Here is a 13645-nt window from a genome sequence, read left to right on the forward strand (position 1 = left end):
CGCTCGCGCGGCCGGGTCACCGATTCTCGAACGGCAGCGTCATGTCGCGCAGGTCCTTGCGCGTCTCGACCATCACCAGCGGGCCGTCGTCGAGCACCGCGGCCGGCTTGGGTTCGCGCGGAACATGCACGGGCTTGGGTTCGGCGGCGATGGCGGCCTGCACCTGGGCCACTTTCGCGGCGTCGGAGTTGACCCATTCGAGGCCGCTGGCCGCGGCGACGGCCTGCATCTCGGCCACGCTGAGCGTGTACGGCTGCACCCTGGGCAGTGCGCGCGTTGTCGGCGAAACGGCCGCAGCGGGGGCCGCCGGCACGGGCGCAGCCACCGGGGCAGCCGCGGCAGCCGGCACTGCGCTTGCGACGGGCGCAGCAACAGGTGCAGCAACAGGCGCAGTCATCGGTACAGCCGTTGGCGCGGCAACAGCGCTCGCCGACGCAGGCGCGCTCACCGTGGCGGCTGGCGCGCTCGCCGTGGCCGGCAGGGTGAAGTAACTGCGTGCGGGCGGCGCATCGTCCGCTGCGGGCGCAGGGGCGACCTCACCGTCGTAGGCCATGGGCTGGGTGTCGCCGGCTTCGGCGGGCGCATCGGCACCTTCGCGTGCCGGGCGATCACGGCGATCACCGCGGCGGTCGCGGCCATAGCGGTCACGGCCGCGGCGCTCGCGCGGGGCCTCGCCGTTCTGCGCATCCTGGTTTTCGGGTGCAGTCGCCTCGGCGCCGGGTTCCACCGTCCCGCTGGCGGCAACGGCGTCCTGGCCCTCGGGGCGACGGCGCTCGCCGTCGCGTCCACGTCCGCGGCCACCGCGCTCGCCACGCTCACGGCGCGGTGCCTGCTCGGCGCTGGCGTCCACCGTCTCGCTCACGGGCAGGCTGGTCGCGCCTTCATGGATGGCCTCGGCGGGTGCGGTGTCCCGGCGCTCGCCGCGCCGATCACCACGACGGCCTTCGCCACCACGCTGGCCCTCGGGGCGCTCGCCGCGCTGGCCCTCGGGGCGCTCGCCACGCTGACCTTCCGGGCGCTCGCCGCGCTGGCCTTCGCCACGCGGTTGGTCACCGCGGTTGTCGTTGCGGCGGTTCTCGCCACGGGCGCCGCGCCCTGGCTGGGCCTCCGCGCCGGCATCGCGCTGGTTGTCGCGTTGTTGTGCGTCTCGGGCACCGCCACGGCCATCACCGCGTCCTTCGCCACGCTCGCCGCCGCGACCACCGCGGCGGCCGCGGCCGCCATCACGGCCGCCATCGCGGGCTTCGGCGCGTCGGCCGTCGGGCCGTGCGCCTTCACGTGCCGCAGGGGCCGGCGCGGGTGCCGCAGGGGCGGGTGCAGCGCCACCGCCGAACAGGCTCTTGAGCCAGCCGAAGAAGCCTTTCTCGGCCGGGGCTGCAGCGGCGACCGGTGCCTTGCGCGCCACGGGCGCCGCGGGCGCCGCAGGTGCGGCGGCCGGTTGTTCGGGCTTGGGCACCGCCACGGGAGCCGGCGCGTCGGGCAGCACGCCCTTGATCACCGGTTCCTGCTTGTTGGTGCGTTCCTGGCTGCGGCGCGTGAAGCTGGCCACGTCGTCCACTTCCTCGGCCAGCTTGTAGCTGGAGTCGAGGTTGTCCAGGCGGGGGTCGTCGTGCTTCAGGCGCTCGAGCTTGTAGTTGGGGGTGTCGAGCGACTTGTTGGGTACCAGCAGCACGTTGATGCGCTGCTTGAGTTCGATCTTGGTGATCTCGGTGCGCTTTTCGTTGAGCAGGAAGCTGGCCACTTCAACCGGCACCTGCACCAGCACAGCGGCGGTGCTGTCCTTGAGCGACTCCTCCTGAATGACGCGCAGGATCTGCAGCGCAGAGGATTCCGTGTCGCGGATGTGGCCGGAGCCACCGCAGCGCGGGCAGGGAATGGAGGCGCCTTCGTTGAGCGCGGGCTTCAAGCGCTGGCGGCTCATCTCGAGCAGGCCGAACTTGCTGATGGAGGCGAACTGCACGCGCGCGCGGTCCTGGCGCAGTGCGTCGCGCAGGCGGTTTTCCACCTCGCGGCGGTTCTTGCTCTCCTCCATGTCGATGAAGTCGATCACGATCAGGCCGCCGAGATCGCGCAGGCGGGCCTGGCGCGCCACTTCGTCGGCGGCTTCGAGGTTGGTGCGGGTGGCGGTTTCTTCGATGTCGCCGCCCTTGATGGCGCGCGCCGAGTTCACGTCCACCGCCACCAGGGCTTCGGTCTGGTCGATCACGATGGCGCCGCCGCTGGGCAACTGCACGATGCGGCTGTAGGCGGTCTCGATCTGGTGTTCGATCTGGAAGCGGCTGAACAGCGGCGCGTCGTCGCGGTAGCGCTTCACGCGGTGCCCGTGCTCGGGCATCACGTGGCTCATGAACTGGTGCGCCTGATCGAAGATGTCATCGGTGTCGATGAGGATCTCGCCGATATCGCTGTTGAAGTAGTCGCGGATGGCGCGGATCACCAGGCTCGATTCCTGGTAGATCAGGAAGGCGCCCTTGCCTGATTGCGCGGCGCCGTCGATGGCGGTCCAGAGCTTGAGCAGGTAGTTGAGGTCCCACTGCAGCTCGGGCGCCTCGCGGCCGATGCCGGCCGTGCGCGCGATGATGCTCATGCCGTTGGGGTACTCGAGCTGGTCGAGTGCGGCCTTGAGTTCGGCGCGCTCATCGCCCTCGATGCGGCGCGAGACGCCACCGCCGCGCGGGTTGTTGGGCATCAGCACCACATAGCGGCCCGCCAGGCTGATGAAGGTGGTGAGGGCGGCGCCCTTGTTGCCGCGCTCTTCCTTCTCGACCTGGACGATCAGCTCCTGACCTTCCTTGATCACGTCCTGAATGCGGGCCTGGGAGGGCGGCGTGTTGCCCTGGAAGAACTGGCGCGCGATTTCCTTGAACGGCAGGAAACCGTGGCGGTCTTCGCCGTAGTCGACGAAGCAGGCTTCCAGCGAGGGCTCGACGCGCGTGACGACGGCCTTGTAGATGTTGCCCTTGCGCTGCTCGCGCCCTTCGATCTCGATCTCGTAGTCGAGGAGCTTTTGCCCGTCGACGATGGCCAGGCGGCGTTCTTCGGCCTGCGTGGCGTTGATCAGCATGCGTTTCATGTTGCGTTTCCTTCTGTGCACACACGGCGGCGCACGGGCTTGCAAAGCCCGGGCCACCCGTCAGGCCGGGAAGCCGCACACGCAACGAACGCAGGAGGAATTGCCGGAGAGCCGTGACCGGGCGTGGGTTGGCGTCGCGCGCGTCAGGCGCAGTGACGCCATGCCGGGTCGGGCATGGGCGCGTGGAGTCGGATCTGGAAGAGAGGGGGCTCGATGGCTGTCGTCGACATGATCTGGCCGTTGTCTCTGCGGTCTCGTCGTCCTCGCTCAGGCCACGTTTGTCGGGCCTGGGCGATTGGGGTATTCCGTTGTCGGTTCGCTGTGGGTCTGCGGATTCCACCGCGGCGTCCGCCGGATCGCGGCCGACCGGGATGCCTCGTGGCGCATCGGGGATCGGACTCGGGAACCGGGTGCCGCAGCTGGCCACCTTTGCCCGCCGGGCCCCCGGCAGTTCCGGGCCGGCCACTGCCGTGTTGGCTGCCTTAAACTCCAAGGCAAATCAAACACTTACAGCACACAACGGGCGTCGCTCATTATAGACACGTCACCCGCTGGCGTGGTGGATTCATGAACGCCCCTGCCGCTCCCGCCGTACGCCACCTCACCGTCGACGAAGAATCCGACGGCCAGCGCCTGGACAACTTCCTGTTGCGCGAACTCAAGGGCGTGCCCAAGACCCACGTCTATCGCATCATTCGCTCGGGCGAAGTGCGCCGCAACAAGGGCCGGGTCAGTGCCGACGATCGCGTGCAGGCCGGCGATGTTTTGCGCATTCCGCCGATTCGCCTGTCCGCGCAAATCGAGGAAAAGGCCGAGAAACCGGCGCCACCGCGCGAATTCCCGGTGGTGCACGAAGACGAGGGCCTGCTGGCGATCGACAAGCCCGCGGGTGTGGCGGTGCACGGCGGCAGCGGGGTGAGCTTCGGCGTCATCGAGCAATTGCGCCGGGCGCGGCCCACGGCGCGCTTGCTTGAATTGGTGCACCGGCTCGACCGCGAAACCAGCGGGCTGCTGCTCATCGCCAAGAAAAAAAGCGTTCTGAAGGCTGTTCAGGACCAATTCCGGGAGCGCGAGACCGACAAAATCTATCTGGCGCTGGTGGTGGGCAGTTGGCCGGTGCGCAAGAAGGTCATTGATCAGCCACTGCACAAATTCCTGCTGGCCGACGGCGAGCGCCGGGTGCGGGTGACGGATGCCGGTGACCCCGACGGAATGCGAGCGATCACCCTCCTGAAGATCGTCCAGCAATGGCCATCGACGCAGGACCGGCCCGCACTCAGCCTGCTGGAGGTGACGATCAAGACCGGGCGCACCCACCAGATCCGCGTGCACCTGGCCAGCGCCGGCCACCCGATTGCCGGTGACGACAAATATGGCGATTTCGAGGTCAATCGGCAATTGGCGCGCACCGGCCTGCGGCGGATGTTCCTGCATGCCTGGCGATTGCGCCTGACGCAGCCACTGACGCAGCAGCCCCTGGCATTGCAGGCGGAATTGCCCGCTGAATTGAAAAATTACATCAACGGGCTTTGATCCGCGAATAGAATGCCGCCAGCGTCGCTGCGATGGCGCTGCATTCCATTCCAACAGGCAAAAAGGAACAATCAATGGCAACGTATTCCGAGTTGATGGCACAGGCGCAGAACCTGATGGCACAGGCCGAACAGGCGCGCAAGAACGAATTGGCGGGCGTGATCGCCGACATCAAGGCGAAAATGAAGCAATACGGCATCACCGTGGCCGATCTGGGCGGTGCCAGCGGTGGCGGTGGTGGCAAGCGCGCGGCCAAGACGGCGGCGGCACCCAAATACCGTGGTCCGAACGGCGAACTCTGGGCCGGTGGCCCGGGGCGCAAGCCGCAGTGGGTGCGCGACGTGCTGGCCGCCGGCAAGAACCTGGACGCCTACCGCATCTGAGCCGGTTCAACGCTGTTTTCGAGGCCCGCCCCCTGGCGGGCCTTTTTCATCGCCCTGCCCGAAGGGGGGCGCGGGCGCTGGTTATCCTTTCGCACATGCACAGGGTTCTGTTGGTCTGCATGGGCAACATCTGCCGCTCGCCCTTGGCCAGCGCCGTGATGCAGGCCGAGGTGGTGCGCCGCGGCCTGCAGGGCAGGGTGGCGGTGGCATCGGCCGGTGTGTACGACGGCCACGCGGGCGAACGCGCCGATGGCCGCGCGCGCCGTCTGGCCCTGGACCGGGGCTACCCGGCCATCGAAACCGAGCGCGCACGCGGCGTGCGCGACGATGACTTCGAGCGCTTCGACCTGATCCTCGCGATGGACCACAGCAACCTGCGCGGCCTGCAGCGCCGTTGCCCCGAGCCGCACCAGCACAAGCTGCACCTGTACCTGGCCTACGCCGGCCTGGGCGAGCGCGAGGTGCCTGACCCGTACTACGGGCCGATCGAGGGCTTCGAGCTCGTGCTGGGCTTGTGCGAGCAGGCCAGCGGTGCGGTGCTGGACCGCCTGCTCGCCAGTCGCACTCAGACGCCGTAGTACCCGCGGTACCAGCGCACGAAGCGATCGATGCCTTCGGCCAGCGGCGTGGCGGGGGCAAAACCCACCCAGTCCTGCAAGGCCTTGGTACTCGCGTAGGTGGCCGGCACATCGCCCGGCTGCATGGGCAGCAGGCGCTTGACCGCCTCGCGGCCAGTGGCGCGCTCGATGCAGGCGATGAATTCCATCAACGGCACCGGGTCGTGGTTGCCGACGTTGAAGACGCGGTGCGGCGCGCCGCCTTCGGTTTCGGGCGTGGCGGGTTTGTCGAGCACGCGCAACACACCTTCAACGATGTCGTCGATCCAGGTGAAATCGCGCTTCATGTCGCCGTGGTTGAACACGTCGATCGGCCGGCCTTCCAGCACCGCTTTGGTGAACGAGAAGTAGGCCATGTCAGGCCGGCCCCAGGGCCCGTAGACGGTGAAGAAGCGCAGGCCGGTGGCGCTCAGGCGGTAGAGATGGCTGTAGGTGTGCGCCATCAACTCGTTGGCCTTCTTGGTCGCGGCGTACAGGCTCACCGGGTGATCGACCGGGTCGGTCTCCTCGAACGGCATCTTGGTGTTGCCGCCGTAAACGCTGGAACTGGACGCGTAGACCAGGTGCTTCACGCCCTGCGCACGACAACCCTCGAGCACGTGGCCGAACCCCGTGAGGTTGCTGTCCAGATAGGCGTGCGGGTTCGTGATCGAGTAGCGCACGCCGGCTTGCGCGGCCAGGTGCACCACGGCGTCGAAGCGCTCGCGCGCGAACAGGGTTTCCATGCCCGCGCGGTCTGCCACGTCGAGCCGCTCGAAAGCGAAGCCGGGCAACCCCTGCAGTTGTGCCAGCCGTGCCTGCTTGAGCGCTGGGTCGTAGTAACTGTTGAGGTTGTCGATGCCGGTGACCGCATCACCGCGCGCCAGCAGGCGCCGCGCGGTGTGCATGCCGATGAAGCCGGCCGCGCCGGTGAGCAGGATGTGCATCCCGCGATGGTAGCGGGGCGCTCAATCTGCCCAGATGACGGGTTTGCCGCTGTTCTCCCAGGCTTCGTAGCTCTTGGCGTACACATCCTCGATGCGGTTGCGCTTGACCTTGAAGGTGGGCGTGATCATGTCGTTGTCCACCGTCCACGGCGTGCTCACCACCACCAGGCACTGCATCTGCTCGTGGGGGTCGAGCGTGGCGTTGATGGCCTGGCGGTGCTCGGCCAGCGAGCGTTCCAGCGCAGCGCGCTCGTCGGCGTTCTTCGCCTTGGCCGCCGCGTCGGGGCTCAGCATGACGATGCCCAGCGGCTGGCCCAGGTTGGCGCCGGTGACGACGCAGGCCTCCACGGCCTCGTGCATCACCAGCTTGTCCTCGATCGGCGCGGGCGCCACGTACTTGCCCTTGCCGGTCTTGAAGAGGTCCTTCACGCGCCCGGTGATGCGCAGCAGGCCAGCGGCGTCGATGGCGCCCTTGTCGCCGGTCTTGAGCCAGCCATCGGCGGTGAAGCACTCCTGCGTTTTCTCGGGCTCCTTGTAGTAGCCCTGCATGAGCGCCTGGCTGTTCATCTGCACCTCGCCGGTCTGCGGGTCGATGCGGTGCTGCACGCCCGGGTAGGCCGGGCCCACAGTGCCCTGCTGGTTCTTGCCCGCTTCGGTGATGTGCGAGAGCGCGAGGTTCTCGGTCATGCCGTAGCCCTCGTTGATCGGGATGCCCAGCTTGCTGTACCACTGCAGCAGCGCGGGCGGCATGGGCGCTGCGCCACCGGCCGCGAACTTGCATTGGTCCAGGCCGAGCGCCTTCTGGATCTTCTTGCGCACGATGCCGCCCAGGATGGGAATGCCCAGCAGGCGCTCCAGCTTGGCCGGGGGCATCTTGGCGTGGATGCCCTGCTGGAACTTCACCCACAGGCGCGGCACCGAGAAGAACACCGTGGGCCGCGCGCGCTGCAGGTCGGCCGCGAAGGTGTCGAGCGATTCGGCAAAGAACACGTGCATGCCGGTGCGCAACCAGCCGTGCTCCACCAGCATGCGCTCGACCACGTGGGCCAGCGGCAGGTAGCTCAGCATGCGGTCGTTCTGGGTGAGGGGAATGCGCGAGAGGCCCTTGTCGAGTGCCCAGGCGAAGTTGCCGAAGCTGTGCATCACGCCCTTGGGCATGCCGGTGGTGCCCGAGGTGTAGATGAGCGTGGCCAGTTCGCCCTCGGCCCGCACCGGATTGCCCTTGAGCGGTTGCGTGCGCGCGCAGATCGCGTCCCAGCCGTCGTAGGCCTGGATCGCGTCCACCGGCGAGAGCGGGTAGCTGATGCAGGGCAGGTCGGCGGGCACACCGGGCTTCATGCCTTCCCAGCCGTCGAGCTTGCCCACGAACAGTGCCTTCGACTCGCTGTGCGTGAGGATCTGGCGGATGGTCTCGGGCGCGAGGGTGGGATACAGCGGCACCGACACATAGCCCGCCATCCAGATGGCCAGATCGCTCATCATCCACCAGGCGCAATTCTTGGACAGGATCGCGACCTTGCTGCTCGGCGCCCAGCCTTGCGATTGCAGGTGGGCGGCCATGCGGCGCACCTGGTCGGCGACCTGGCCCCAGGTGAAGTCCTGCACCACGCCGGCGCCCATGGGTTGCGTCAGGGCGACGCGACCCGGGGCAGACTGCTCCCAGTGGTAGAGGCGTTGCAGGGCGAGCAGGTCGTCGGCGATCTTGGCGGCCATCGTGGTTGTCTCCAAGGGTTGCAAATAGGTCGAGCCTAGCGAGCGGCGCGGGTTCCGCTCAGTGGGTTTTCCCCGTGTCCTGCGCGGATTGGAGAGATCACTCCAGATGCAGGGTGATCGGATCGAGAGGCGTGTCGAACGCAGCGTGCCAGGACTGGCCGGGTGCCACCGGCCAGGCATCGGTCCAGGTGCCGGTGGTCACCACGTCACCGGGTTGTATGTCCGGTGCGCCCGGACAGGCGCGCAGGGCCTGCACGAAGTGCCACAGCGCCCGCAAGGGGCCGTCGAGCACGTTGGCGCCGCGACCGCGTTCCACCACGGTGCCGTCACGCGCGAGCGCGACGACCGCGCTGGCCAGTGCCGCGTCCAGGCCGCGGGCGTCGGCGGCGATGTCGCGCACCGCGCGGCGCCGCCCCACCAGCAAGCGCGCGTGCAGGCCGCCGTCGGCCACGGTGTCGGGTGCGGCGAACTTCCAGCCCGCCAGGTGCGACTGCACGATCTCGAAGCCCGGTGCGACCCAGTCGAGCGCGTCGAACAAGGCGTCCAGGTCGGCGTCGGGTGCTGGCGTGGCGCGAAAGCCGAATACCGCCTCGGGCTCGATGCGTGGCTCGCAGGTGCGCGCGAGGCTCAGTTGCCCCTGGCCTTCGCAGAACACCACCGTGCTGTTCCACACCGTGCCCCAGATCGGCGCGAACACCTGATAGATCGGCCAGATGCCGCGGTTGGTGAAGCCGACCTTGAAGCCCGCCGCGCGCTCGCCACGTGCGACGCGCAGTGCGCGCACCGCCAGTGCATCGGCGTAGGCGGCGTCCAGCGTGTAAGCGGGGTCGGTGCTCAGGCGCGCGCTCCAGGGCGTGCCGGCGTCGTTGTGCTGCAGCAGTTCTTCGGGTGTCATGCACGCATTGTCGGCAAGCCCCGCGTATGCTGCCAGCCCATGCACGACACCGAACTCCAGATCCTTGAAGGCGTGAGCGGCGGACCCGATGCCTCGCCTGTGGCCAGCGTCATCGTGTTGCACGGCCTGGGCGCCGACGGCAACGACTTCGTGCCGGTGGCGCAGGCGCTCGACCTCGCTGCCATCGGCGCGGTGCGCTTCGTTTTTCCGAGTGCGCCGGTGCGCCCGGTCACGATCAATGGCGGCTACGCCATGCGCGCCTGGTACGACATCTACCCGCCCAGCGCCAACCCCGCCGTGCCGCGCCGCGAGGACGAAGCCGGCCTGCGCGCGTCGATGCTGCAGGTGCAGGGCTTGATCGAGCGCGAGATTGCGCGTGGCGTGCCGGCGCAGCGCATCGTGCTGATGGGCTTCTCGCAAGGCTGCGCGATGACCTTGCTCACCGGCTTGCGCGCTCCGAATCGCCTGGCGGGGCTGGCTGCACTCTCGGGCTACCTTCCGCTGCCCCAGAGCACCGCCGCCGAGCGCAGCGCCGCCAATGCCGATGTGCCGGTGTTCATGGCGCACGGCGAGGACGATGACATCGTGGTGCCCGAACGCGGCGAGGCGGCGCGCGACGTGCTGCAGGCGCTGGGCCACGCGGTCGACTGGCGCACCTACCCCATGGGCCACAGCGTGTGCCCCGAGGAGGTGGCCGACCTCAACCGCTGGTTGCTGCGCGTGCTGGCCTGAGGCGGCGCCACGCCGCCCGCATGGCGTCGAGCACCGGCCGGCCATAGAGGATCAGCGCCAGCGCCGCGCCGATCAGGGGCAACGCCACGAACACCCAGCCGGTGAGGCGTTCGCCGCCCAGCCACACGCCCACCGCCAGCGCCACCACCGGGTTCACGAAGGAGTAGCTGCCCGCCAGCGCCGCGCTGGTGTTCTTGAGCAGCCACAGATAGGCGTTGAGCGTGACCATGGTGCCCGCCACCACCAGGTACAACCAGGCGAAGGCCGACAGTGCCGACACCTGCGACAGTTCGAACGTGCGCGCGCCCGGCTCGAACAGCAGCGCTGCCGCGGTGCCCATCAGGCCGCCCAGTAGCCACTGCGCCGCCGATGCCATGGCTGGCGCGGGCAGTGTGAGCTTGCGTGAGGCGTAGGAGCCGATGCTCCAGGCCAGGGGCGCACCGAACGCGCACAGGGTGCCCAGCAGCGTGGTCGAAAAATCGCCTTCGAGCGCCAGCAGCATCGCGCCTGCGGCGCCCAGCACCAGGCCAAGCCAGCTCGTCACGGGCACGCGTTCGCCGCCCCAGCGTGTCCACAGCGCAAGCCACATGGGCATGGTGGTCACCACCGTCGCCATCAGGCCCGAGCCGATGCCGGCTTGCTGCGCCAGCACCACCAGCGCCATGGCGGCGAAGGCCATCAGCCCGCCGATGAGCGCGCTGGCGCGCCATTGCGCTGCCGTCGGCCAGGCCAGGCCCTGCCAGCGCGCGATCGCCAGCATCGCCAGCCCCGCGGTCAGGAAGCGCGCGCCGTTCATGAGCACGGGCGGCATGGTCTGCATGGCCACGTCCAGCGCGTAGTAGGTGGTGCCCCAGACGAGGTAGACGATGAGCAGCGCGCCCGCGACGCGCCATGATTGGCCTTCGAGGCCGAAACGGTTGAAAATGGACGGCATGTAGCCACCTGATGTGGATAATCTCCGGCGAATCGCCGTGAGGCCGTATTTTGATCAGAATTGAAGGCCCATGCAAGCAAATATTCAGCTTGACGACATCGACGCCAGAATTCTTACGGCGTTGAGTGCGGACAGCCGGCGTTCCTACGCCGATGTCGCGGCCGAGGTGGGCTTGTCCACCGCCGCGGTGCATGAACGGGTGAAGAAGATGCTGGAGCGTGGGGTGATCGAGCGCTTCTCGCTGCGCATCGACCCCGAGCGCGTGGGCTTGCACTTCACCGCCTATGTGGCCATTCGCAACGACGGCGGCGCCCACTGCCGCGAAATTGCGCCGCGCCTGCGCGAGCTGCCCGAGGTGCTGGAGTTGCACAGCGTGGCGGGTGAGCACGACTTCATCGCCAAGATCCGCACCACGCACGCACGCGCGCTTGAAGAGGTGCTCTATGCGATCAAGGCCATCCCTGGCGTGGCTCGCACCACCAGCACGGTGGTGCTGAACACCGAGTTCGAGGAACGTCCGCTGCGCTGGCCCGGCGCGGCCTGAGGTGGGGGGTATCCCCGGAGCGACGGGCCTACATTGCGCGCGCTCACCCAGCCGGGTGGGCACTTCGCAACCGTTGTTTCCATTCCGGGAGGTTCCCCATGCAGCGCGCTCGCGCCCTCGTTTTGATTCTGGCCGCGTCGGCCATGTCCGTCATCGCCACCTCGGCCCATGCCCAGCACTTCACGCTGGAGGCGGCGGCCGGCAACAGCAAGTACAGCGAGTCGGGGCAGACCCTGCCCGACTCGGCCACCGCCCTGGGCATCACCGGGCGCTATACCTGGCCCTCCGGCTTTGGCGTGGAGGGCGGCGTGCGTGGGCATGGCGAGTTCGTGGCGACCAGCAGCAGCGGTGACACCTTGCGCCTGGATTTCACCAGCTACCTCGTTGGCGTGACCTACGACCTTCCCTTGGGGCCTGTGACGCTCGGTGTCCGCCTGGGCGGGCACGCCTGGCGCGGGCGTGGCAATGTCATCGGGTCCGGCAGCGTCTGGCTGGGCAAGGTGGAGGACTCGGGTACCGGGCTCTACCACTCGCTGAGCGTGAGCTACGCGCTCACCGAGCGGCTCTCGCTGGGCGTGGCGCGCAGTGAGTTCCGCCTGGAAGACGGTGGGAAGCTCAAGAGTACCGACATCCGGCTTGCCTATCGTTTCTGACGCCGTGCCGTCGCGCAACGGCGGCCGACGCCGGGCGTGGACAATGCCGGCATGCGCGGGCGGCATGCGTTGGGCCGCCGCGCCAACGGAGACCCGATCGGATGACCTTGCTGGATGACCCGCGCGCGTTGCTGCGCCACTTGTACGACGCTGCCGTGCGCCGCGCGCTGCCGCTGCACAACACCGCGGCCTTCCTGCAGCCGCCGCCCAAGGGGCGCACGGTGGTCATCGGCGCGGGCAAGGCCGGCGCAAGCATGGCGCAGGCGGTGGAGGCGCTGTGGCCCGCCGACGCGCCGCTCTCGGGCCTGGTGGTCACGCGCTACCACCACACGCCGCCGCGCCCCGCGGGCTTGCGCGAGCGCATCGAGGTGGTCGAGGCCTCGCACCCGGTGCCCGACGCCGCGGGCCTGGCGGCGGCGCAGCGCATCCTGCAACTCGTGCAAGGTCTCACGGCCGACGACCTGGTGCTGTGCCTGATCTCCGGTGGCGGTTCGGCCCTGCTCACGCTGCCGGCCGAGGGCCTCACGCTCGAGGACAAGCAGCGCATTAACCGCGAGTTGCTGCTCAGCGGCGCGCACATCGGTGAGATGAACACCGTGCGCAAGCACCTCTCGCGCATCAAGGGTGGGCGCCTGGCCGCGGCCTGCGCGCCGGCGCAGGTGGTCACGCTCACCATCAGCGACGTGCCCGGCGACGACGTGAGCGTGATCGCCAGTGGCCCGACCGTGGCGGATGCGAGCACCTGTGCCGACGCCATCGCCATCCTGGATCGTTACCGCATTGCGCTGCCGGCGCCGGTGCGCGCCGCGCTGGAGCGCGGCGACCTCGAAACCCCAAAGCCCGGCGATGCGCGCCTGGCGGGCCACCAGACGCACCTGATCGCCACGCCCCAGCAAAGCCTGGAGGCGGCGGCCGAGGCTGCGCGCGCGCTCGGCCTGACCGCGCACATCCTGAGCGACGAGATCGAAGGCGAATCGCGCGAGGTGGGCAAGGTGCACGCGGCGCTGGCGCGTTCGGTGGCGCTGGGCCGCAGCACGTTCGCCGCGCCATGCGTGCTGCTCAGCGGTGGGGAGACCACGGTGACGGTGAAGCCGCGTCCGCAAGGCGCACCCAAGGGGCGGGGTGGCCGCGCTGGCGAGTTCTGCCTGGGCCTGGCGCAGGCGCTCGGCGGCCAGCCGAACGTGTGGGCGCTGGCCGCCGACACCGACGGCATCGACGGTGTGGAAGACAACGCGGGTGCGCTGGTCACGCCCGACACGCTGGCGCGTGCCGCGTCGCTCGGCCTCAAGGCCAGCGACCACCTGGAGCGCAACGACGCCTACGGGTTTTTCTCGGCCATCGGCGACCTCGTGGTCACCGGGCCGACGCACACCAACGTGAACGACTTCCGCGCGATCCTGATCCGCTGATCGCCATCGCCGTGGTGGGCGACGGGTGGCCATCGCTCGCCCCCGATGCTGGAATATGCTGTATGTTTATAAGGGGTATCCGCTTAGCTCCAGTCGAGACTTTATGCTGGATATCCATCCAGTAATGATGCTACCCCGTTTTGTGCGACGCGTGGAGCCTTGCGCACCACGTCGGCATAGGTGTAGGGGTCGGTGACCACGGCCTGCTGCAGCAAGCGGTAGAACAACAGGCC

General features: G+C 68.7%; 12 protein-coding genes. 7 read left to right on the forward strand and 5 right to left on the reverse strand.

What is annotated here, in order from left to right:
* Nucleotides 1-16: 16 nt before the first annotated feature.
* A complete protein-coding gene (locus tag M3149_RS10600) occupies nucleotides 17-3073 on the reverse strand; it encodes an Rne/Rng family ribonuclease (RefSeq protein WP_251709274.1) in 3057 nt (1018 codons plus the stop codon).
* A gap of 567 nt (nucleotides 3074-3640) precedes the next feature.
* Here M3149_RS10600 and M3149_RS10605 point away from each other — a divergent pair.
* The 3 genes from M3149_RS10605 (at nucleotide 3641) to M3149_RS10615 (ending at nucleotide 5567) form a co-directional block, all read left to right on the forward strand.
* Nucleotides 3641-4606: an RluA family pseudouridine synthase gene (locus tag M3149_RS10605; protein WP_251709275.1), complete on the forward strand. Its 966-nt coding sequence runs from the start codon at nucleotides 3641-3643 to the stop codon at nucleotides 4604-4606.
* 74 nt (nucleotides 4607-4680) lie between these two features.
* Nucleotides 4681-4989, forward strand: coding sequence for an H-NS histone family protein (locus M3149_RS10610; RefSeq protein ID WP_251709276.1), 309 nt, complete (start codon nucleotides 4681-4683; stop codon nucleotides 4987-4989).
* Between the two features lie 95 nt (nucleotides 4990-5084).
* Nucleotides 5085-5567: a low molecular weight protein-tyrosine-phosphatase gene (locus M3149_RS10615; protein ID WP_251709277.1), complete on the forward strand. Its 483-nt coding sequence runs from the start codon at nucleotides 5085-5087 to the stop codon at nucleotides 5565-5567.
* Here M3149_RS10615 and M3149_RS10620 read toward each other — a convergent pair.
* From M3149_RS10620 to M3149_RS10630, 3 genes are all read right to left on the reverse strand, one after another.
* A complete protein-coding gene (locus M3149_RS10620) occupies nucleotides 5555-6532 on the reverse strand; it encodes an NAD-dependent epimerase (RefSeq protein ID WP_251709278.1) in 978 nt (325 codons plus the stop codon). The two genes, M3149_RS10615 and M3149_RS10620, sit on opposite strands and share 13 nt — an antisense overlap.
* Nucleotides 6533-6553: 21 nt before the next feature.
* Complete coding sequence (locus M3149_RS10625; RefSeq protein ID WP_251709279.1) at nucleotides 6554-8245, reverse strand: AMP-binding protein; 1692 nt, start codon at nucleotides 8243-8245, stop codon at nucleotides 6554-6556.
* 97 nt (nucleotides 8246-8342) lie between these two features.
* The gene (locus tag M3149_RS10630; RefSeq protein ID WP_251709280.1) at nucleotides 8343-9140 is read right to left on the reverse strand and encodes a 2-keto-4-pentenoate hydratase; all 798 of its coding nucleotides are present in this window, start codon (nucleotides 9138-9140) and stop codon (nucleotides 8343-8345) included.
* A gap of 39 nt (nucleotides 9141-9179) precedes the next feature.
* On the opposite strand from M3149_RS10630, the gene M3149_RS10635 reads away from it, so the two are divergent.
* Nucleotides 9180-9872 (forward strand): alpha/beta hydrolase, encoded by a 693-nt coding sequence (locus M3149_RS10635; protein ID WP_251709281.1) that lies wholly within the window; start codon nucleotides 9180-9182, stop codon nucleotides 9870-9872.
* Here the strand turns inward: M3149_RS10635 and M3149_RS10640 are convergent.
* Nucleotides 9841-10806: an EamA family transporter gene (locus tag M3149_RS10640; protein WP_251709282.1), complete on the reverse strand. Its 966-nt coding sequence runs from the start codon at nucleotides 10804-10806 to the stop codon at nucleotides 9841-9843. The two genes, M3149_RS10635 and M3149_RS10640, sit on opposite strands and share 32 nt — an antisense overlap.
* 70 nt (nucleotides 10807-10876) lie before the next feature.
* Here M3149_RS10640 and M3149_RS10645 point away from each other — a divergent pair, with 70 nt between their 5' ends.
* The 3 genes from M3149_RS10645 to M3149_RS10655 all read left to right on the forward strand — a co-directional run bounded on the left by M3149_RS10645 (nucleotide 10877) and on the right by M3149_RS10655 (nucleotide 13412).
* Nucleotides 10877-11350 carry an Lrp/AsnC family transcriptional regulator gene (locus M3149_RS10645; RefSeq protein WP_251709283.1) on the forward strand — a complete coding sequence of 158 codons (474 nt, stop codon included), beginning with the start codon at nucleotides 10877-10879 and terminating at the stop codon, nucleotides 11348-11350.
* A 98-nt stretch (nucleotides 11351-11448) separates the two neighbouring features.
* On the forward strand, nucleotides 11449-12003 hold the full coding sequence (locus M3149_RS10650) for an outer membrane beta-barrel protein (RefSeq protein ID WP_251709284.1): 555 nt from the start codon (nucleotides 11449-11451) through the stop codon (nucleotides 12001-12003).
* Nucleotides 12004-12104: 101 nt separating this feature from the next.
* Nucleotides 12105-13412 carry a glycerate kinase type-2 family protein gene (locus M3149_RS10655; protein WP_251709285.1) on the forward strand — a complete coding sequence of 436 codons (1308 nt, stop codon included), beginning with the start codon at nucleotides 12105-12107 and terminating at the stop codon, nucleotides 13410-13412.
* Nucleotides 13413-13645: the final 233 nt, after the last annotated feature.

The sequence above is a fragment of the Hydrogenophaga intermedia genome, from assembly GCF_023715105.1.
Taxonomy (GTDB): Bacteria; Pseudomonadota; Gammaproteobacteria; order Burkholderiales; family Burkholderiaceae_C; genus Hydrogenophaga; species Hydrogenophaga intermedia_A.